Below are 20,349 nucleotides of genomic sequence, written 5' to 3'. Positions count from 1 at the left end.
GGACGGCATGCGAGGAAATGTCATGGATGATCAATCTGACGGCCAGATCGGGCCGGACCCATCGCTTTTGCTGGTGGATGACGACGAATTGTTCGTCACGCGGTTGGGACGCGCGATGGAAAAGCGCGGCTTTCAGCCAAGAACCGCGCTGAGTGTGACGGATGCCCTGCGCCTGATCGGCGAGGCGGCCCCTGCCTTCGCCGTGATCGACCTGCGTCTTGAGGACGGCAGCGGACTGGACGTGGTCGAGGCCCTGCGCGACGCCCGCGAGGACGCGCGGATCATCGTTCTGACCGGATACGGCGCCATCGCGACGGCCGTTGCAGCGGTCAAGATGGGGGCAACGGACTATCTGGCCAAGCCCGCCGACGCAGATGACGTAACGTCGGCGCTGCTGGCATCCGGCGAATTGTTGCCGCCGCCGCCGGAAAACCCGATGTCCGCCGATCGCGTGAGATGGGAACATATTCAACGTGTTTACGAACAATGCGACCGGAATGTCAGCGAAACAGCGCGCCGTTTGCATATGCACAGACGCACACTTCAGCGAATTCTTGCCAAACGTGGGCCGCGATAATTGAGAAATTATTAGGTTGAAACTTTTCTTGGCTGATATAGTTCTCGAATTATCAAGACGAATTGGAACCCAAGAAATGAACGTAGACTTCGATAAGATGACGCTAAAGGAAATGCGGGATCTTCGCGCGAAACTTGATCGCGCGATCAACTCTTACGAGGATCGCAAGCGCCGCGAGGCCTTGGTTGCGATCGAAGAAGCTGCCCGCGAGCATGGCTTCAATCTGGCAGAGCTGACCGGCGGAAAGCCGCGTCGTTCCGGAACCGTCCCGCCGAAATATGCCAATCCCGAAGACCCGACGATGACCTGGACCGGACGCGGGCGTAAGCCACGCTGGGTTCAGGAAAATCTCGAAAAGGGAAAAGAGCTGGACGATTTGCTGATCTGATATGTCAGCAGGAAGGCCGTCGTAACGGCCTTCCTGCCAATACGGCACAACCCTGAGTTTAGCTTTCGTCGATTGATCGGATCAAATTGGTGAAGCGTTCAAGAAACGCGGCGCGCACATCTGCAGGTGGGCGTAATGTAAGTGAAAGCTCGGACACGATCCCTGCGCTTTCCAGCGGGAAAAGCTTCTTCGCCTCTGTTTCCGTGAAGCCGGCGATCTGAACCGCTTCAAGTCTTGCCGAAATCCGATCTGCTTTCTTGATCTTCTTCTTGATGGCGACCGGCAGTGCTGCCGGCAGTCCAAAGCGTCTATGGATTGCCGCCGTCAGTCTTTCGTCCATGGCGCCATATTCCTGTCCCAGCGCCGATTTGACCGGTGAAATCATGTCACCGATCACATATTCCGGTGCGTCGTGCAAAAGCGCGGCAAGCCGCCATGCCACGTCGCAGCCAGGGTTCATCTTCGCGAAGATGTCTTCGACCAGCATCGAGTGTTCGGCAACGGAATAGGGCCAGTCACCCCGTGTCTGGCCGTTCCAGCGCGCGACAAAAGCAAGCCCGTGGGCGATGTCCTCGATCTCGATGTCGAAGGGGGTAGGGTCCAGCAGGTCAAGGCGTCGGCCCGACAGCATGCGCTGCCAGGCCCGCCGGGATCGCGGCGGCATGGGCGCCGCCGTCAGGACAGCTTCTGATCTGCGGGCGCGCCCTGCTGCGCCTGCGCCCGGCGCGCCAGTTCCTGACGATACAGCGCCACGAAATCGACCGGATCCATGTTGAACGGGGGGAAACCACCGTCGCGGGTCAGGTCCGACACGATGCGCCGCACGAACGGGAACAGCATGCGCGGGCATTCGATCATCAGGAACGGATGCAACTGATCTTCCGGCACGCCCTCGATGTGGAAGACCCCGCCGTAATCCAGCTCGGCCAGGAACATGGTCTGCCCGTCGCTCTTGTTGGTCGATGTCACCCGGTACTTCGAGATCACCTCGTACTGGTTCTCGGTCTGGCGCTTGCGGGCGTCCAGACTGACCTGAACGGTCATTTCGGGCTGAACGTCGCCCTGCGGCGCGCCCTTGGTCGCGACCGCGTTCTCGAATGACAGGTCGCGGATATACTGCGCAAGGATCTGCATGCGTACCTGAGGTTGCGCCTGCGCCTCGCCGTTCGGGGTGTTTTCGTCAGCCATGATCTTTCCTCGCAAGTTCGGACTTGCGACAGCTTCTATCAGGCGCGCATGGTGGCCTCAATGCCGCGTCCAGCCAGATCCGCCGCGCCGCCCCGGCGGATCATGCGGCAGCTCGGGCGGAAGATCCGGGGGCGTCTGCGGGCGGGCCGTGCGCGGATCATCCTCTTCGACCACATAATCGCCGTCGATGACACCGTCGCCGTAGGGCGGGCGATGCGGCTCGGACCGCATCGATGCACTGTTCATCTCGAATCGCGCGACCCGGACGCGTTTGGCGACTTGCCGCATGACTGCATCGCGCACGCCGGGTATCAGCAGCGACAGTCCCAGCGCATCGGTGAAGAATCCGGGTGTCAGCAGCAACATGCCCGCAATCAGGATCATCACGCCGTGGGCCAGCGGCCGGGTGGGGTCGCGCATCTCGTTGAAGCTTTGCTGCACCTCGCCCCATGCATGCGCGCCTTGGCTGCGCATAAGGGTGGTTCCGATGATCGCGGTCAGGACCACGATCGCCAGCGTCGGCCACAGGCCGATCAGTCCGCCGACCTGAATGAACAGCGCGATCTCGATGATCGGCACCGCGACGAACAGCCAGAAAAGCCACATGCGAAATCCCCTTCCCGACGGGCGCACAAACTGGACTTGCGCCGATCCGATCCCTACATAGTAACGCAGAGCGACGATACCAACCGATCTTACCAGAATTGAGGCCGTCTCCATGTCCAACCCGCTGATCCAGTTGCTTGTGCTGGCCGCGATCGCGATCTTCCTGATCCTGCGGCTTCGCAATGTGCTGGGCACACGCGATGGGTTCGAACCGTCACAGGTGGATGAGGACGCCCAACCCGCACGCCGCCGCTTCGAGGTGATCGAGGGAACCGCCGACGAGCCCGATCACGACATCTTCGATCACGCCGAACCGGGCAGCCCCACCGCCGAGGCCCTGGCCGCGATGAAGGAGGTTGATCCGTCCTTCGGTGTGGCGGATTTCCTGAATGGCGCGAAATCCGCGTACGAGATGATCCTGATGGCGTTCGAACGCGGCGATCTGTCCGAGGTGCGGCCGTTTCTGGCCGATCCTGTCGCGGAAGCGTTCCAGTCGGTGATCGATGCCCGCAAGGCGCAGGGACAGAACGTCGAGGCGCAGTTCCTGGGATTGAGAGACACCGGGTTGGCAGGCGCCGAATTCGATCATTCGACCGTGATCGCCGAGGTTTCGGTGCGGTTCGTGGGTGAGCTGATCGCGGCAACCAAGGATTCAGAAGGCAATGTCGTCGACGGCGATCCCAAGGCTGCCCGCAAGCAGCGGGACGTCTGGACTTTCGCGCGCGACATGGGCCAAGCCGATCCGAACTGGCAGCTGGTCGCAACCGGCTGATGTCACGTCGTCGTCGGGGGCTGACGCCAGAGGAAAAGGCGCTCTGGCATCGTGTTGCCGACACCGCGACGCCTCTTTCCGCGCGGATAAGGCAGAAGGGCGGTGTCGCATCGGATGATGATCGCGACGACGCCGCTGGCAAGGATCCCGAGCCACGGGTCAGGCCGCAGACCGTATTTTCGCCAATGCCCCGTTTTAGGATCGGTCAGGCCGCAGGGGCGGCCGGGCCGGACCACAGCCGCGCGCCCAGCCCTGCGGAACGGCTTGCCGCCGCCCCGTTGCGCATGGATCACAAGGTGCACAAGCGCATGTCGCGCGGCAAGATACGGCCGGAGGCGCGATTGGACCTGCATGGCATGACGCTTGCAGCCGCGCATCCGCACCTGATTCACTTCATTCTGTCCGCGCATGCGCAGGGACACAGGCTGGTTCTGGTGATCACGGGAAAGGGCAGGGGCGACCATGGTCCGCTGCCCACTCGCCCCGGCGCCTTGCGGCATCAGGTGCCGCACTGGCTGCACACCGCGCCTCTGTCTGCGGTTGTTCAACAGGTCACCCCCGCGCATTACCGGCACGGGGGTGAGGGGGCCTATTACGTCTATCTCAGGCGGCCCGCCGGCTGATCAGGCAGAGTAATTCGCCTTTGGGCCCGCGAAATACCAGATGATGAGGCCGATGACCGGCAGGATGGCAATCAGTGCGATCCAGAGGATCTTGGTGCCCGTGCTTTCGTTCGTGTTGATGACCTGGGCAATCGCCCAGATGTCCAGGACGAAGATGATGATCCCGAAGATATATTCCATGGCGGCTTTCCTTGCTGATCCGACAAGGCCAACACCGGATCGCGGGAACGGGTTCCGTTACAGGACGTAACGCGACAGATCCGCCGACCGTGCCAGATCGCCCAGGTGCCGTTCGACATAGGCAGCATCGACGCTGACGCTGTCGCCACTTTGATCCGGTGCGGTGAATGACAATTCCTCGAAGACGCGCTCGATCACAGTGTAAAGTCGCCTTGCGCCGATATTCTCGACGGCACCGTTCACCTCGGCCGCAATCCTTGCCAGCGCCGCTATCCCGTCGTCGGTAAAGCTGACGGTCACGCCCTCGGTTGCCATCAGGGCAGTGTATTGGCGGGTCAGGGCATTGTCGGTCTCGGTCAGGATGCGGATGAAATCCTGCTCGGTCAGGGCCCGCAATTCGACCCGAATCGGCAGTCGGCCCTGCAATTCGGGCAGCAGATCGCTGGGTTTCGCGACATGGAATGCGCCTGAGGCGATGAACAGGATATGGTCGGTCTTGACCGGGCCGTATTTGGTGCTGACCGTCGTGCCCTCGATCAGCGGCAGCAGGTCGCGCTGCACGCCTTCGCGGCTGACATCGCCGCCGCGTGCATCGGACCGGGCGCTGACCTTGTCGATCTCGTCGATGAAGACGATGCCGTTCTCCTGCACCGATTCCAGCGCGGCGGCCTTGACCACCTCGTCGTCCAGAAGCTTGTCGGCCTCTTCCGCGATCAGCAGGTCATAGCTTTCCGCGACAGTCACCTTGCGCCGAACACGCCGCCCGCCGAACGCCTTCATCAGCCCCGAAAGATCCATCATGCCGCCCAGGGACTGACCCGGCTGGCCCGGCATCTCCATTCCGCCAAGCGGGTTCGAATTGTCCTGCAGTTCCAGCTCGATCACCGTATCGTCCAACTCGCCCCGCTTCAGCTTGTCGCGGAACATCTGCCGCGTGCCGTCCCGGGCGCCTTCGCCGGCCAGCGCTTCGATCACCCGCTCTTCCGCGGAATGATGCGCCTTGGCCTTCACCTCGTCTCGCATCCGCTCGCGCGTATCGACGATGGCGGTATCGGCCAGATCGCGGATGATCTGTTCGACGTCGCGGCCGACATAGCCCACCTCGGTGAACTTCGTGGCCTCGACCTTGATGAAGGGCGCATTGGCAAGCTTGGCCAGCCGCCGGCTGATCTCGGTCTTGCCGACGCCGGTCGGCCCGATCATCAGGATGTTCTTGGGATAGACCTCGTCGCGCAGATCGTCGCCCAACTGTTTGCGGCGCCAGCGATTGCGCAGCGCGACGGAAACCGCCCGCTTGGCCTCTTTCTGCCCGATGATGAAACGGTCCAGTTCGGACACGATCTCGCGCGGTGTCAAATCGCTCATGCTCTTCGCCTCACTGGCTTCTTCTTTGCAAAAAATTCCGGGGGGAATCGCCGGAACGGCGACGGGGCCAGGGCCCGTTTAGCCTTCCAGGATCTCGACCGTCAGGTTTCCGTTCGTATAGACACAGATATCGGCGGCAATGGCCATCGCCCTGCGTGCCACCTGCTCGGCGTCCAGGTCGGTTTCCAGCAGGCCGCGCGCGGCGGCCAGTGCGAAATTGCCGCCCGATCCGATCGCGGCCACATCGTGTTCGGGTTCCAGCACGTCGCCCGCCCCGGTCACCACGAAGATCTGGTCGCCGTCGGTGACCAGCAGCATGGCTTCCAGATTGCGCAGATACTTGTCTGTGCGCCAGTCCTTGGCCAGTTCGACACAGGCGCGCTGCAATTGGCCCGGTGCGCCTTCCAGCTTCTTTTCAAGCCGTTCCAGCAGGGTGAAGGCATCGGCGGTGGACCCCGCGAAGCCGGTCACGACATCGCGCCCGCCGGGCTGCAGGCGGCGTACCTTGCGCGCGGTGCCCTTCATCACGGTCTGCCCGACGCTGACCTGACCATCGCCCGCGATCACCACCTTGCCGCCGCGCCGCACCGCAAGGATCGTGGTGCCGTGCCAGCCGGGAAACTTGTCGTCCGCCATCAAAGGGCCTCCGTCGTCTCGTTTCCGGTCAGATATGGGCGCAGACGCCCCAGCGCAAGAAGTTGCGCCCGATCCGGGCCGGTTCTAGCCTGCCGGAATGAGCCAGCCCTGGTTCCTGCGCATCTATCTGCATCCGCCGGTTCTGCACACCGCGCGGGCCGGAAAGCTGGGCTTTCTCAACAGGATCCAGGGATTGCTGATCGCGCGCGGCTGGCAGGTGGAAATCTGCTGGTCAGGCAAGCGTGCGCGCGCCGAGGCGCCGGATGTTCCAGGTTATGCGCTGTTTCACATGGAGAAGCCGACCCATGATCGGGCGCTGACCTTCCGGCTGGCCTATCACTATCCATTCTGGCGGCTGGAGCCCGTGGCGGAACGCTGGCGCTGGCCGGTCGCGCATGCCGAATTCTGCCCTGCGGCCGAACCGACTGCCGCGCAGGCCTTTGCCGATCGTCTGCGCCGCCGCGTGCTGCCCGGACCCGAACCGGGATCGGGGGATCATGTGCTGATCCCGCTGCAGGGCCGCATTCGGCAGCACCGGTCCTTTCAGACGGTCAGCCCGGTCGCGATGGTCGATGCCGTGGCCCGAACGGGACGTCCCTGCGTCGCAACGCTGCATCCCAAGGAACATTATGACGACGCCGATCACGCCGCGCTTGCGGATCTGGCGCGGCGACACCCGAACCTGACGATCGGCGGTGACACGATGGCACTTCTGCGCGATTGCGCTTTTGTCGCCACCCAGAACAGCGCAGTTGCGTTCGATGGCTATATTCTGAGCAAGCCGGCGGTGCTTTTCGCGCAGGTCGATTTTCATCACATCGCGCTGAACGTCGCCGATCTGGGGCCGGATCGGGCGCTGGCGGGTGCGACCGGACATCGGCCGGATTTCGCCGGATATCTGCACTGGTTCCTTCGCGAACAAAGCTTGGATATGATGGCGGCGGACGCTGATGAACGCCTGCTGGCCGCGATGCGGCAGGGTGGCTGGCCGGTCTAGGCGCGATCGGAACGGTTGGACAGTGACGGATGGACGGGTTCCGATGCGCGTGTCGCGCAAGGATTGGGCCAGTGGGGATGATGCGTGGCGCGGCCATGTCGAAGGCGCGGACTTGGGCACCGATGTGACGGTGCTGGTCTACCAGACAGACACGCCGGGCAAGGGACCGGGATGGCATGTCCACCCCTATGACGAGGTATTCATCGTTCGTCAGGGCCGGGCGCTGTTCACGATCGGGGCGCAGAAGATCGAGGCGGTTGCGGGTGATGTCCTGTTCGGGCCGCGCGACATGCCGCACAAGTTCCACAATCTGGGCCCGGGACGGCTGGAAACGACCGACATCCACCTGTCGCCGCGCTGGATCCAGACTGACCTTCCCGACCCGGAAGCAGAGCGTGACTGACAGCCGGACATGAAAACGCCGCCCGGGCGCAGGGGCCGGGGCGGCGACGCAGGAAGGTCAGGCGATCAGACGGATTCGTCGATCCAGCTTTTCAGCGCGGCCTTTGGCGCGGCGCCCATCCGGTTCGACACGACCTCGCCATCCTTGAACATGAACAGCGCCGGGATGCCGCGCACGCCAAGGGCGGCGGCCTGTTCGGGGTTCTCGTCCACGTTGACCTTCACAATCTTCAGCTTGCCGGCATATTCGTCCGACAGCTCTTCCAGCGCCGGGCCGATCTGCTTGCAGGGGCCACACCACTCGGCCCAGAAATCGACGATCACCGGGGTTTCGGCCTGACGCACTTCGGCGTCGAATTCGCTGTCATTGACGTGCACGGTAGCCATGCTGATCTCTCCTTGGAAGGCGGGGCCGGGCGTTCCGGCGTAGCGGGATGGAATACAGCTATGGACGCAGACGCGTGGGGTCAAGGGCATCGGCCACCCCGTCCAGCAGCGGTTCCGGCAATGCCATCAGGCTGCGCGACGCGGTCCACAGGATGGCCGTGCCTATGGCACGACGGGGATAGATCGCCTGCAGCGCCGCGCGATAGGCGGCCATCTGGCGCAGGATTCCCTCTGGCGTTGCGTCCGGCGTTGCCGGCACCTCGGCATTCGATTTGTAGTCGATGGCCAGCACCTGATTGTCGCGAACCAGCAGCCGGTCGACGGTGCCGTGCAGGATGCCCAATCCGGGCAGCGGCGCGGTCAGGCGGACCTCGCGCAGCACGGTGGTGCCTTCGGGCACATCCATCACCTCGGCCAATGAAGGTGCCTGAATGACCGCGCGCGCCTCGGACATCAGGTCGGCAAATTCGTCCGCGTCGGGCAACCCGCCTTCGGCCCCGGCAAGGGCAGCCCGGGCCAGTGCGTCCCAGCCTTCGGGCGCTGTGCCCGGCAGATGTTCCAGCAGCAGATGCAGTCGCGTGCCACGCAGCATCGCGGCCTCGGGATCGGCCTCATCGACCGGGCTGGCCAGAATCTTGGCCCCGCCAAGCGATGTGGCGGCAACCGGGCGCGCACGTTCCGGCGGCTGTGGCGCGGCCAGGCGCGCCCAGTCGGGCACCGCGATCCGGGCGGGTGACACGGACTGGGTGCCGACATCGCCTATGGGCCAGACGCCGAACGACAGCCGCAGACCGGTGCCGATGCCGTCGATCGGGAGTTCCGCACGATCCAGCGGCGCGCGGCCGGCACCGTCCGCGATCATCGCGTGCCAGCTGTCCAGCCCCACCCCGGTCTCGCCCGCCGCCGCCACGATCAGCCAGCTTTCGGCCCGCGTCATCGCGACGTAAAGCAGCCGGCGGCGTTCCTGTTCCTGCAGCCGAGCCTGTTCCGCGACGGCATCGGCCACCGAGTCGGGGCGTTCTGCGGCGTTGCCGCGCCATGTCGGGCGGCCATCGATCCGCACCGTGCGGGCGCGACTGTCGGGACGGCGCTTTCTGGTTTCGGGCAGGATGACCACCGGGCTTTCCAGACCCTTGGACCCGTGCACGGTCATGATCCGGATCAGCCCGCCCGCGCCCCCCGGCAATTGTCGCTTGACCTCGACCTCGTCGCTGGACAACCAGACGAGGAAACCGGTCAGCGACGGCGTCTCGGCGCTTTCATAGGCAAGGGCCTGCGACAGCAATTCGTCGATCCCGTCCTCGGCTTCTTCCCCCAGTCTTGCGATCAGCGCCGCGCGCCCGCCATGTCGGGTCAGCAGGCGCGAGATCAGGTCATAGGGCCGCATGAAATCGGCCTGACCCGCGAGATCGGTGAAGATCTCGCGAATCCGTTCATGGCCCGAGCCGCGCAGCATCTGCCAAAGTGTCTTTCGTCCGCGCCCGACGGCCAGCCGGTAAAGATCGTCCTCGGACAGCCCGAACAGCGGTGATCGCAGCGCGGCGGCCAGCGACAGATCGTCCTCGGGCGTGGCCAGCACCGACAGCGTCGCGGTGATGTCGCGCACCGCCAGTTCGGCCGCCAGTTTCAATCGGTCCGCCCCGGCGACCGGCAACCCGGCAGTCTTGCATTCGCGCAGCAGATCCTCGAACAGGCCGGCCCGTCTTTGCACCAGGATCTGGATATCGCCCGGACCGATGGCGCGCAGATCGCCCGTCCTGGCGTCCCGCAGGGGGGTGCCGATCATCGCCCGGATCTGGGATGCCACTGCGCGGGCCAGCATCGTGTCGGCGGCATTTTCGGCGGGCGCATCGACCGGCTGGGTCCAGTCGCCGGGCTCGGGTCTGTCGGGTTCGGCCAGCGGCGGCCAGATATCGACGCGGCCCGGCAAGGCGTCGCGAAAGGCGATATGGCGGGGTGGATCGCCCAGCCCTTCGGCCGCGTCACCCTGAAACACCGCATCGACCAGCGACAGGATCGCCGGGGACGAGCGGAAGGAATGTGCCAGCCCGCGCTGCTGCATCGGCTGCTGGACGGCGGCAAAATCATCGCCGAACCGGGTGCGCATTTCCTCGAACACGGCGATGTCGGCGCCCTGAAAGGAATAGATCGACTGTTTCGGGTCGCCCACCACGAACAGCGTGCGGGTGCGGTCCTGTGCGCCGGCGCCGCTGGTGAATTCGTCGGTCAGGCTGCGCACGACGCGCCACTGTTCGGGGCTGGTGTCCTGTGCCTCGTCGACAAGGATATGGTCGATGCCGCCATCCAGCCGCCACAGCACCCATTGCGCCATGCTGGATTCGCGCAGAAGCTGCGCGGTCTTGCGGATCAGGTCGTCGAAATCCAGCCAGCCATGCGCGGCCTTGCGCAGCGCCAGCCGCCGCGTGAATTCATGGCCAAAGCGATGCAGCGCCAGCGTCTTGCCGGCCAGCGCCAGCGCCAGCGCGTCTGCGCGGGCATCCTGCACGCGCAGCATCAGGTCTTCCAGATCGGCCATGAACGGTGCGCAGGGGCCGGTCCGCAGCGCCTTGGTCGGAAGGCTGCCGATTTTCGCGGCAAAGGGTTCCTTCGCACCAGATCCCGTCAGCAGCGCGCCGATCAGCAGGTGCAGTTCGGCCATCCCGGGCGCACGCCAGTTGCCCTGGCGCAGCTTTTCGGCCAGTCGCGTATCGGTCGTGCCGCCGGTCGCAAAGATCGGCACCAGCACGTCGAACAGTTCAGCCTCGCCCCCTTCGAAGACATGACCCAGCAACAGATCCTCGGTCAGTCCGGGCGGCAGCCCCAGTAACGCCCAGATCGCGTCCGCGTCTGGGGTATCGCCGAAATCGGCCTCGGACAGGCTGGCCAGGAACCCGTCCAGATTGTCGCCACCATGCAATGTGGTCAGGTCGCGGATCGCGGGGTTGCCGTCCCGCGCCATTTCCTCGACGATCTCGGCGCGCAGAACGCGAGCCGAGCGGTCGTCCAGTTCCGCAAACCCCATCGGAACGCCGGCTTCCAGCGGAAAGCGCCGCAGAAGCGCAGCGCAGAAACTGTGGATGGTCTGGACCTTCAGCCCACCGGGGGTTTCGATGGCGCGCGCGAACAGGCGCCGCGCCTGTGCCAGATCGGCGGTCACGCCCTCGCCCAGATCGGCCAGCGCGGCGCGCAGTCGGGGCTCGGGCAGCATCGCCCATTCGCCCAGGCGGCGCAGCAAACGGTTCTGCATCTCTGTCGCGGCCGCCTTGGTATAGGTCAGGCACAGGATGCGTTCGGGCGCGCAGCCCGACAGCAGCAGACGGGCGACGCGGTCGGTCAGCACCCGCGTCTTGCCAGATCCGGCATTCGCCGTCAGCCAGGTCGAGCGCAGCGGATCGGCGGCAGCGATCTGGTTCAGCGTCGCGTCATTCGTCATGGCCGACCCTTCCGGGCTGCGGGTCATCGGCCAGCGACCATTCACCATAGCGCGCCAGGTGATCATAGTCGCCGGCATAGGCTCGCAATTCCGGCGCCCGGATCGCGGTGAAGCCCGTTCCGCCGGTCAGGTAGGACGCGACCAGGCGCAGAAAGCCATCCCAGTTCTGTTTCTCGATCAGGGCCGAGAAATCGCGTTCGTGGGTCGCGCCATCGCCCCCCAGCTGGATATAGCGGATCCCGGCTACGTCTACCGGACCCAGATCCGGGAATGCGCCGTGCCGGGCCATTGCGGCCTCCAGCACAAGTTGCTTGTCGAAATGCGCGATCTGCGCGTCCGATGGCGGCTTGCCGGATTTGTAGTCGTAGATCATCGCCCGGCCATCATGCAGCAGGTCGATCCGGTCGGGTTTTGCAGTCAGCCGGAAATTCATGCCGGACACCCGGACCGCGCCGCGCTGTTCGATCACCTGCGGGCTGCCCTCGGCCAGCCGGGCCAGTTCGTCGGAAACGATCCGGTCGGCGATCCCTTCCATCCGGGCCTGCCAGAAGGCGCGGGCCGATGGCCATGGCACCTCTTTTTCCAGAATCTCTGCGGTGATGTCCAGAAACGTCCGGCGCAGCGTGTCGGGCGGGGTCTGCGCCGAGGGTCGCGTCCGCAACAAGGCCTCAACGATGCTGTGCAGGGTCTGGCCGCGCAAGGCGGCGTCGGGCTCCGGGCGAAGCGGGTTCAGCGGCCGCAGTTTCAGCACCCGCTTTGCATAGACGGCGTAGGGATCGCGGATCAGCAGCGCGATATCCGTCACGGGCAGTTCGTCGAAGGCGGGTTCAGGCGGAATGGGCGAGGGGCGGGCAGCCGGCGCCAGCCGTGCTTCTGGCCGGGCCGCGGCCTCGGCCAGGGCCAGCCAGTGCCTGCCACGTTCACGCATCGCCTGCAGCGCCTGGGGGCCGTTGCGTTCCGGCAGGCCGGCCATCAGATTCGTCAGACGGTTCAGCCAGCGCGACGGAATTGTCTCGGCTTCCGCATTGCGCTTTGCCCGCGTCAGGATCACCCGCGCCGCACCGATGCCCTGCTGGAAATCATGTGCGGCCAGACCAATCTGGCGTTCCGGCAGGGTCAGCCCGGCCTGCAGCCGCATCTGGCGCGACAGCCAGGGGTCGGGCGACAGCGCCTGCGGCCAGCCGCCTTCGTTCAGGCCCGACAGGATGACCATGCCCGCGCCCACGATCCGTGCCTCGCGCGGGCCTCGGATTTTCAGCAGCGGGTTGTAATCTGCCTCGGTGCGGTCGGCCAGCGCCTGCAGTTCATCATACAGCAGGCTGGCAAAATCGCCCGGGCCCAGATCCGGTCCTTCCCCCGCGTGTTCGGCCAGATGGTCGATGACGGATCTGGCAAGCTGGCCGGGCTTTTTCTTCCAAAGCTCCGACGCGGTTGCATCGCCACCCGGGCCAGCGGCCAGCATCTCGGCCATGCGGCGAAGATCGGCCAGCCGGTCCGAAATCGGGCGGGGCGTCAGATCGGTCTCGAAGACCTTGAAGTGATCTGCAACGTCTGCCGCCCATTCTGCCCAAAGCTTGCGAACCTCATCGCCCCGCGTCGCCCAGTTTCGCAACGCGTCGCCGGTGGGAAAGACCGGCCCCCGGTCGCGCAACTCCAGTTCCAGATCACGCGCCTGGCGTCTGGCATCGTTCGCACCGATCAGCAAAGAGCCCGTCGCCGTCAGCGGATGTTTCAACAGGATCAGTAGCCGGTCGATGGTCAGCGCCTCGCCGAACAGCCCCGTCACGTGGCGCAGGAACAGGCCGGGCGCGGTCTGCGGCAACGGACGTCCGGCACTGTCGTCGGCGCGCAGATGCCAGCGGTCCAGTGCCGCGTTCACACGCCGGATCAGGTCGCGATCGGCGGCGATCAGCGTCACCGGCGTGACCCGTTCGGCAGCGTCGCGCATGACCAGGGCAATGGCTTCGGCCTCTTGCCCCGGCTGGTCGGCCTCGATCAGGGTCAGCCCATCGCAGGCGGGCAACAGGTCGGGCAGCGACGGCCCCTCCGCGATCCACTGGTCGGTGACCGGGGCGGGCCTCAGGGCCAGCGACACCAGTCGGTTGCGGTCGGGTGCCGCGGCGGCTGCGTCCGTCCATGCGCGGGGCATGCCGACTGCGCCGATCAGGGGGGCGAAGCGGGCTTGCGGATGATCCTCGGCGGTGACATCCAGCCGGTCCCACACATCCTGCGGCTGGCCCGCACCAAAGCCAGGCAGCACGACGGCGCCGTTCGGCAGTCCGGCCACTGCCTGCATGAACAGCCGCGTCGCCCCGTGCGATCCGGTCGAACCCGCGACGATCACCGGATCGGCAGGCAGGTTCAGTCCCCGGGCCCAATCGGCGGCAGCGGTCTGGGCTGCGATGCGCTGGCGGGCGGCGCGATCGACCGGCACGCCCGTCAGGTGGAAATCGGCGGCGATGCGCAGGAACTCCAGCGCATTTTGCCAATGGCGTGCATGATCACCGGTGTCGATGGAATACAGCGCATCCGGGCCGCAGCCTTCGGTCTGCATCTCGGTCATCAGGTCGGCCAGCGAATGCGCCAGCGCCGGCACCGAATGGCCAGCCGCCAGGTCGGGGCGCTGGCCCAGCAGCCCGTCGATCAGCCGCGCCAGTTCCAGCCTGCGCGCCAACGGTGCGGCAAGCGGTCCATGCGCCGCCGCCGGACCTGCGCCCAGATCGGTCACGACCCGTAGAGTCGGCAGCAGAAGTGGGCCGTGCCGGTCGAAGGCGTCCTGCATGGCGGTCAGGGTGCGGCCCGAATTCGCATAGATCGTGACGCGCGCCACGGCCTCGGGCGGCTGGCCGGACATCCGGTCCAGAAAACCGCGCACGAACTCGGCCGCGAAATCGACGCCGGGCGGAAGGGCGAACAGGCCGCTTTGCCATTCAGCCATGCAGCAGCGTCTCGGCCAGCGGGATCGCGTCGGGGCGTCCGACATCGCACCAGCCGCCCTTGTGGATCATGCCGAACGCGGACCCCTGGGCGATCATCAGATCCCAGAGACGGTTCAGCGAAAACACCTTCTCGGGGATGTCGTCCAGCAGGTCCGGCCGGATGATCTGTGCCCCGGCATAGACGAAATCGCCCTTGCGGCTGATCCGCCCGTCCTGATCCAGCGCGAAATCGCCCGTGCCGATCCGCGCCGTGGCGCCCTCCAACGGGACCAGCGCCAGAAGCGCATGCATGTCGTCGCGCCACGCATCGGCCAGCGCGGCCAGAGGATTCGGCCCGGTCCAGACCACATCCGGGTTCAGCGTCATCACCGGCCCCCGCCCCAGCAGCGGCAGCGCCTTTCGCAAGCCACCGCCGGTGTCGAGGATGGTGCCGGGTTCGTCGCTGATCGCGACGTCCTGCCCGGCCAGATGATCGGCGATCTGCTGGCCCAGATAGTGGCTGTTCACCGCAACCGGCGCGCATCCGGCCTGCCGCCCCAGCGCCAGCGCACGATCCAGCAGGGTCTGTCCGCCGACCTGGAGCAGCGGCTTGGGACAGGTGTCGGTCAGCGGGCGCATCCGTGTGCCAAGCCCGGCGGCAAAGATCATCAGCGGGCGCATTGGCGGCGGATCCTTTCGATGGCGGCGCTGTCCGGGGCGGGGATCTCGGCGATGATCCGGGCCAGCGGCGTCAGCGCCGGATGGCCAAGATCGCGCTGAAGATGATCCCAGACGCGCGGCATGAAATCCAGATAGCGCGGCTTGCCGTCGCGCAGGCATAGCCGTGTGAAGATGCCGATGATCCGCAGGTTCCGCTGCGCCCCCAGCAGCGCATAGGCGGCGCGGAATCGATCCCGGTCCAGACCGGTCGCGGCCAGATAGCGGGCGATGCAGTCGGCCTCGATCTGGGGATCTACGTCTCGGCGGGCGTCCTGCAGCGCCGAGACCAGATCATAGGCCGGATGGCAGGCCACCGCGTCCTGATAGTCGATCAGGCCAAGCGCGGCGTCGCCATTCCAGATCAGGTTCTCGGCATGGAAATCGCGCAAGGACAGGACCGGGGTCATGTCTGCCGCCAGTTCGGCATGCAACCGGGCGATGGCGGGCGCAATGTCGCGCGCAGCGTCGCTTGGGTGACCGACTGCCTGCGGATACCACTCTGCGAACAGTCCCACCTGGTCTGCCAGGGTGGGGCCGTCCAGCGCGCAAACGAAATCGGGTGCCGGATGACGATGCAGATCGACTAGGAAATCGGTGATCCGGTGATAGATCCTGGGCGCAAGGTCAGGTTGGGCATGCAGCACGCGCGCAACCAGATCGTCGCCCAGATCCTGCACCAGCAGCAATCCTGCTGCCTGATCCTCGGCCAGGATCGCGGGGGCCGCAAAGCCGTGATCCCGCAGCCAGCGGGTCATCCGGGCAAAGCGGGCGCAATCGCCCGACGGATCGTCCATCAGAATGGCGCTGCCTGCCTGATCCGTCAGGCGGAAATATCGCCGGGCCGATGCATCGCCGGCCAGCGGCAGGACGCGCGCCGCGCCCCACCCGGCGGCGACCACGAACCGCGCTCGCTCCGCTGTGCGGATGACATCCGGGCCGGACAGGGCGATGTCACGCAGATCCGGGTCGTCCGTCATGGTGATCGCGACGGTCAGCGCGCGTTCGGGCAGGGCCTCCATCCGGTCTGGCCATTCGATGAGGCAGATCGCGTTGTCCTGCGCCTCGTCCAGCCCCAGCTCATCCAGTTCGGAGGGGTCGGTCAGGCGATAAAGGTCGGCGTGCCAGATCTCGGTTCCCATCGGGTCGTCATAGGTCTGAACCAGCGTGAAGGTCGGGCTGGGCACGTCCTCGGCCGCCTCGCCCTGCCGCGCACGGATGAAGGCGCGGGCGAAATGCGTCTTGCCAGCGCCGACCGGCCCGTCCAGCAGGATCGTTTCGCCCGGCCGCGCCGTGGCCGCCAGCATCCGTGCAAGGGCGGCGGTCATGGTTTCGTCGGCGGTCAGTCGCGTGCTGGTCATGCCCCGCTTCTAGCTGGTTGTCGGGCTGGTGCAAACGCCCCGTGTCATGGCAATATCTGTCCGGTGCTGCCACCAGTGGGAAGGACGTTTCATGCTGCGATTTACGCTTGTCTTCATGCTGCTGGCCCATCCGGCCCTTGCCACGCAGGAATATATCCTGCCGACCCTGTTCGACGTGACCGGCGTCGCGAAGGATGACGTGCTGAACATTCGCGAAAGGCCCGACGCCTCGGCCCCGGTGATCGGCGCGCTTGCCCCGGATGCGACGCGAATCGAGGTCGTGCAGGAACAGGATGGCTGGGGGCAGGTGAACAGCGGCGAACGGGCAGGGTGGGTGTCGATGCGCTTTCTCAGCTATCGCACCGATGTCTGGCATGACGGCACTGTGCCGGACGGGTTCGCCTGCTTCGGAACCGAGCCCTTCTGGGACGTCAGGATCGACGGCGGCGATCTGGTGCTGAGCGGTTTGGACATCGAACAGGAACGCCACGTGGTGCAATCGACCCTGGGCACGGGCGTGTTCCGCGATCCAGCCCGTGCAGTGGTGGCCGAGGGGATCACGCTGGTCGAAACCCCGCAGATCTGTTCTGACGGGATGTCGGATCGCAGCTTCGGGATGCGCGCGACGCTGATCCGCCATGGCGATACCCCAAGCCTGTTGTCGGGATGCTGCCGGATCGGGAACTAGGGCGGCATCTCAGGTCAGGCCCAGCACGTCGGCCATATCGTATTCGCCCGGTCCCTTGTCCTGACCCCACAAGGCCGCGCGGATCGCGCCGCGTGCAAAGATGGCCCTGTCGGTCGCGACGTGGCGCAGGATCAGGCGTTCGCCCGCACCGGCGAAGATCACGTCATGTTCGCCCACCACGTCGCCGCCGCGAATGGCTGAAAAGCCGATGCTGCCTGGCTCGCGCGCACCGGTGATTCCCTCGCGCGCCGGGATGCGCAGATCGGCCAGGTCGGCGCCGCGTCCTTCGGCCGCGGCCTCGCCCAGCATCAGCGCCGTTCCCGACGGCGCATCGACCTTCATGCGGTGATGCGCCTCGACCACCTCGATGTCCCATTCCTCGCCAAGCGCGGCTGCCACCTTTCGGGTCAGGCCGACCAGCAGGTTGACCCCAAGGCTCATGTTGCCGGCGCGGATGATCGGGGCGTGACGCGCCGAGGCCGCCAGTTTCGCCAGATCGTCCTCGGCCAGACCGGTGGTGCCGATCACGTGCACCGCGCGCGCCTGCGCCGTCAGTTCGGCAAAGGCCACGGTGGCCGCCGGCGCGGTGAAATCGATCACGGCCTGGGCTCGCGCGATCACGCCGACCGGATCGTCGCTGACCATGATGCCCACCGGCTGCCCGCCCATCGCCTCGCCGATGTCGCGACCGATCCAGTCGTGGCCCGCGCGTTCCAGCGCGCCGGCCAGCCGACAATCGCCGTTCTCAAGGATCAGCCGGATCAGCATCTGTCCCATCCGGCCCGAGGCACCGGTCACCACGATACCCGGCAGATCCCCGGTTTCGGTCTGTTGGAAATCGCTCATCCATCACCCCCGCGTTTCCCGCCTCATACCCCGTTGCGGCGCGGCCCGCGACCCCCTACATCGGGACGCATGGCACAGAACCGCTTTTCCCATGGCTCAGGTCCCTCGCAGCGCCAGCTGCGCGTGGGCGAGCTGATCCGCCGCACTCTGTCCGACGTGCTTTTGCGCGCGGATGTGCACGACCCGGATCTGAACCGGCATTCGATCACCGTCGGCGAGGTTCGGACCTCGCCCGATCTGAAGGTCGCCACCGCCTATGTTCTGCCGCTTGGCGGGCATGACGCCGAAGAAGCTTTGGCCGCGCTGCGCCGCAACGCGCCCGAACTGCGCCACTTGGTCGCCAAGGCCATGACGCTGAAATATGCGCCGCAGTTGCGGTTCCAGCTGGATGAGACCTTCGACCGGCTGGACGACACCCGCCGGATGTTCGCCGATGAACGGGTCCGCCGCGATGTCGAGGCGCCCGACGACGACGCATCGGAACGCGACGGGCACAATGATCGCGATGATGCTTGAGGTGCAAAGGCAGCTTGGCGTCGCGCTGGGAATGATGTTTGCTTTCGCGCTGCCCGCCGCCTCGGATGGTTGTGGCCATCTCGAACATGACGGACAGGGCTATATCGTCTGTCAGGTCGCGGCTGCGCAGGAACCCGCGCTGCGGCTTTGGCAGGACGACGAAGACGGCAAGCCGCTGAACAATTTCAACAATGTCCGCAAATCCCTGGCATCCGGCGAAAGGCTGGATTTCGCGATGAACGCGGGCATGTTCCATCCCGATTACCGCCCGGTCGGGCTGCTGGTGATCGACGGGCAGGAACGGCACGGAATAAACACGCAGGCGGGCGGCGGAAACTTCGGGATGCTGCCGAACGGCGTCTTCTGTACCGGTGGTGCGCGGCCCTTTCAGGTGATCGAAAGCCGTGCCTTTGCCGAGGCACGTCCCGAATGCCGACTAGCCACGCAATCGGGGCCGATGCTGGTGATCGACGGCGCGTTGCATCCGCGCTTTCTGGTCGATTCCGACAGCCGTTATATCCGGAACGGCGTTGGCGTATCGCCCGACGGGCAGACCGCGTGGTTTGCGATCTCCGACCGTCCGGTGACCTTCCATCAGTTCGGGCGGCTGTTTCGCGACGGGCTGCAGGTGCGTGACGCGCTGTATTTCGACGGCTCGATCAGCAGGCTTTATGCCCCGGGCGTGAACCGCGCGGATTTCGGGCGCAGTCTGGGCCCGATCATCGGGTTGGTCGGTACGGCTGAATGATGCGGCGCGGTTGACCCGCGCCCGCCCGAGGGCTATCTGCCCGGCTTCGATTTTTTCCAAGAGGATCTCATGGCACGCAAGAAGGGCCGCGACATCACGGGCTGGCTGATCGTGGACAAGCCCGCGGGCGTCACCTCGACTTCGGTCGTGAACAAGGTGCGATGGGCGCTGGATGCGAAGAAGGCGGGCCATGCCGGCACGCTGGACCCGGATGCGACCGGCGTTCTGGCCGTCGCCCTGGGCGAGGCGACGAAGACGGTGTCGATCCTGACGGACGCCTTGAAATGCTATGATTTCAGGGTGAAATGGGGGGCCGAGACCACGACCGACGATGCGTCGGGGGAAGTGCTGCGAAGCGCCGAGGATCGTCCCGACCGCGCCGCGGTCGAGGCTGCGCTGTCCGGGTTCATCGGCCAGATCATGCAGGTTCCGCCAGCCTTCTCGGCGGTCAAGGTCGATGGCGAGCGCGCCTATGATCTGGCCCGCGAAGGCGAGGAGCTGGATCTGGCGGCGCGACCCTTGTGGGTTGAAAGCCTGACGCTGCTGGACGCGGATCGCGATACCGGACGGCTTGAAATGGTGTGCGGCAAGGGGGGCTATGTCCGGTCGATCGCCCGCGATCTGGGACGGAAGCTGGGTTGCCTTGGCCATGTCGCCGAGTTGCGCCGGGTCTGGTCGGGACCCTTCGAGGTCGAGAACGGCGTGGCCTTCGACAAGGTGGACCGCGAAGCGCAGGACTGGCTGCAGGCACAGCTTCTGCCGCTGGAATCGGCGCTGGACGATCTGCCGAAGCTGCGCGCGACGCCGGAAGGCGCGATCCGGATTCGTAACGGAAACCCGGGCGAGGTGACCGGCGGCGCGGAATGGGGCGAGCTGGTCTGGGTCAGCGACGGCAACCTGCCGGTCTGCATCGGCCGCTATCAGGGCGGCAAGGTCCAGCCCGAGCGGGTCTTCAATCTATAATCTATGGGGGCTGCCGCCCGCGATCGAGAGAACTTCCG

Annotated in this window: 22 protein-coding genes; 10 read left to right on the top strand and 12 right to left on the bottom strand. The window is 65.7% G+C overall.

Annotation, left to right across the window (positions count from 1 at the left end; all coding sequences use genetic code 11):
* Positions 1–22: 22 nt before the first annotated feature.
* Complete coding sequence (locus MU516_RS00180) at positions 23–577, top strand: ActR/PrrA/RegA family redox response regulator transcription factor (RefSeq protein ID WP_260275205.1); 555 nt, start codon at positions 23–25, stop codon at positions 575–577.
* Between the two features lie 28 nt (positions 578–605).
* Positions 606–965 (top strand): H-NS histone family protein, encoded by a 360-nt coding sequence (locus tag MU516_RS00175; RefSeq protein WP_247740106.1) that lies wholly within the window; start codon positions 606–608, stop codon positions 963–965.
* 58 nt (positions 966–1,023) lie between these two features.
* Here the strand turns inward: MU516_RS00175 and MU516_RS00170 are convergent, their stop codons facing one another.
* From MU516_RS00170 to MU516_RS00160, 3 genes are read right to left on the bottom strand one after another with little or no spacing between them, the layout of a single operon-like run.
* Complete coding sequence (locus MU516_RS00170; RefSeq protein ID WP_260275203.1) at positions 1,024–1,629, bottom strand: hypothetical protein; 606 nt, start codon at positions 1,627–1,629, stop codon at positions 1,024–1,026.
* Positions 1,630–1,640: 11 nt separating this feature from the next.
* On the bottom strand, positions 1,641–2,153 hold the full coding sequence (secB, locus tag MU516_RS00165) for a protein-export chaperone SecB (protein ID WP_260275202.1): 513 nt from the start codon (positions 2,151–2,153) through the stop codon (positions 1,641–1,643).
* Positions 2,154–2,210: 57 nt separating this feature from the next.
* On the bottom strand, positions 2,211–2,759 hold the full coding sequence (locus tag MU516_RS00160) for an FxsA family protein (protein WP_209054828.1): 549 nt from the start codon (positions 2,757–2,759) through the stop codon (positions 2,211–2,213).
* A gap of 112 nt (positions 2,760–2,871) precedes the next feature.
* On the opposite strand from MU516_RS00160, the gene MU516_RS00155 reads away from it, so the two are divergent.
* Together MU516_RS00155 and MU516_RS00150 are read left to right on the top strand one after the other, a co-directional pair.
* Positions 2,872–3,531 carry a Tim44/TimA family putative adaptor protein gene (locus tag MU516_RS00155; RefSeq protein WP_260275201.1) on the top strand — a complete coding sequence of 220 codons (660 nt, stop codon included), beginning with the start codon at positions 2,872–2,874 and terminating at the stop codon, positions 3,529–3,531.
* The gene (locus tag MU516_RS00150; RefSeq protein WP_260275200.1) at positions 3,531–4,154 is read left to right on the top strand and encodes a Smr/MutS family protein; all 624 of its coding nucleotides are present in this window, start codon (positions 3,531–3,533) and stop codon (positions 4,152–4,154) included. Before MU516_RS00155 ends, MU516_RS00150 begins: the two co-directional genes overlap by 1 nt.
* Here the strand turns inward: MU516_RS00150 and MU516_RS00145 are convergent, their stop codons facing one another.
* The 3 genes from MU516_RS00145 to hslV form a co-directional block, all read right to left on the bottom strand.
* Entirely contained in the window at positions 4,155–4,334 is a 180-nt protein-coding gene (locus tag MU516_RS00145; RefSeq protein ID WP_260275199.1) for a PLD nuclease N-terminal domain-containing protein, read from the bottom strand.
* 57 nt (positions 4,335–4,391) lie between these two features.
* Positions 4,392–5,699, bottom strand: coding sequence for an ATP-dependent protease ATPase subunit HslU (hslU, locus tag MU516_RS00140; RefSeq protein WP_260275198.1), 1,308 nt, complete (start codon positions 5,697–5,699; stop codon positions 4,392–4,394).
* A 78-nt stretch (positions 5,700–5,777) separates the two neighbouring features.
* Entirely contained in the window at positions 5,778–6,335 is a 558-nt protein-coding gene (hslV, locus tag MU516_RS00135) for an ATP-dependent protease subunit HslV (protein WP_209054823.1), read from the bottom strand.
* A 97-nt stretch (positions 6,336–6,432) separates the two neighbouring features.
* Here hslV and MU516_RS00130 point away from each other — a divergent pair, with 97 nt between their 5' ends.
* Together MU516_RS00130 and MU516_RS00125 are read left to right on the top strand one after the other, a co-directional pair.
* Positions 6,433–7,332 (top strand): hypothetical protein, encoded by a 900-nt coding sequence (locus MU516_RS00130; protein WP_260275197.1) that lies wholly within the window; start codon positions 6,433–6,435, stop codon positions 7,330–7,332.
* Positions 7,333–7,375: 43 nt separating this feature from the next.
* On the top strand, positions 7,376–7,735 hold the full coding sequence (locus tag MU516_RS00125) for a cupin domain-containing protein (RefSeq protein WP_260275196.1): 360 nt from the start codon (positions 7,376–7,378) through the stop codon (positions 7,733–7,735).
* Positions 7,736–7,800: 65 nt separating this feature from the next.
* Here the strand turns inward: MU516_RS00125 and trxA are convergent, their stop codons facing one another.
* From trxA to tsaE, 5 genes are read right to left on the bottom strand one after another with little or no spacing between them, the layout of a single operon-like run.
* Entirely contained in the window at positions 7,801–8,211 is a 411-nt protein-coding gene (gene trxA, locus MU516_RS00120; protein WP_260275195.1) for a thioredoxin, read from the bottom strand.
* Positions 8,180–11,554 (bottom strand): double-strand break repair helicase AddA, encoded by a 3,375-nt coding sequence (gene addA, locus MU516_RS00115; protein WP_260275194.1) that lies wholly within the window; start codon positions 11,552–11,554, stop codon positions 8,180–8,182. The genes trxA and addA overlap by 32 nt, the downstream gene beginning before the upstream one ends.
* Positions 11,544–14,492 (bottom strand): double-strand break repair protein AddB, encoded by a 2,949-nt coding sequence (addB, locus tag MU516_RS00110; RefSeq protein ID WP_260275193.1) that lies wholly within the window; start codon positions 14,490–14,492, stop codon positions 11,544–11,546. Before addB ends, addA begins: the two co-directional genes overlap by 11 nt.
* On the bottom strand, positions 14,485–15,153 hold the full coding sequence (locus MU516_RS00105; RefSeq protein ID WP_260275192.1) for a nucleotidyltransferase family protein: 669 nt from the start codon (positions 15,151–15,153) through the stop codon (positions 14,485–14,487). Before MU516_RS00105 ends, addB begins: the two co-directional genes overlap by 8 nt.
* Positions 15,141–16,550: a tRNA (adenosine(37)-N6)-threonylcarbamoyltransferase complex ATPase subunit type 1 TsaE gene (gene tsaE / locus MU516_RS00100; protein WP_260275191.1), complete on the bottom strand. Its 1,410-nt coding sequence runs from the start codon at positions 16,548–16,550 to the stop codon at positions 15,141–15,143. Before tsaE ends, MU516_RS00105 begins: the two co-directional genes overlap by 13 nt.
* Before the next feature lie 91 nt (positions 16,551–16,641).
* Between tsaE and MU516_RS00095 the strand changes: the two genes are divergently transcribed.
* Entirely contained in the window at positions 16,642–17,238 is a 597-nt protein-coding gene (locus tag MU516_RS00095) for a COG3650 family protein (RefSeq protein ID WP_260275190.1), read from the top strand.
* Positions 17,239–17,247: 9 nt separating this feature from the next.
* Here the strand turns inward: MU516_RS00095 and dapB are convergent, their stop codons facing one another.
* On the bottom strand, positions 17,248–18,084 hold the full coding sequence (gene dapB, locus MU516_RS00090; RefSeq protein ID WP_260275189.1) for a 4-hydroxy-tetrahydrodipicolinate reductase: 837 nt from the start codon (positions 18,082–18,084) through the stop codon (positions 17,248–17,250).
* A gap of 69 nt (positions 18,085–18,153) precedes the next feature.
* Between dapB and rbfA the strand changes: the two genes are divergently transcribed.
* The 3 genes from rbfA to truB all read left to right on the top strand — a co-directional run bounded on the left by rbfA (position 18,154) and on the right by truB (position 20,311).
* Positions 18,154–18,600, top strand: a complete 447-nt coding sequence (gene rbfA, locus MU516_RS00085) for a 30S ribosome-binding factor RbfA (protein ID WP_260275188.1) — start codon at positions 18,154–18,156, stop codon at positions 18,598–18,600.
* Positions 18,590–19,348 carry a phosphodiester glycosidase family protein gene (locus MU516_RS00080; protein ID WP_260275187.1) on the top strand — a complete coding sequence of 253 codons (759 nt, stop codon included), beginning with the start codon at positions 18,590–18,592 and terminating at the stop codon, positions 19,346–19,348. Before rbfA ends, MU516_RS00080 begins: the two co-directional genes overlap by 11 nt.
* Before the next feature lie 69 nt (positions 19,349–19,417).
* Positions 19,418–20,311 (top strand): tRNA pseudouridine(55) synthase TruB, encoded by an 894-nt coding sequence (gene truB, locus MU516_RS00075; RefSeq protein WP_260275186.1) that lies wholly within the window; start codon positions 19,418–19,420, stop codon positions 20,309–20,311.
* The last annotated feature ends 38 nt before the right edge of the window (positions 20,312–20,349 follow it).

Source organism: Paracoccus maritimus (genome assembly GCF_025195095.1).
In the GTDB taxonomy this organism is placed as follows: Bacteria; Pseudomonadota; Alphaproteobacteria; order Rhodobacterales; family Rhodobacteraceae; genus Paracoccus; species Paracoccus maritimus.
This window is presented reverse-complemented; position numbering and strand designations above follow the sequence as displayed.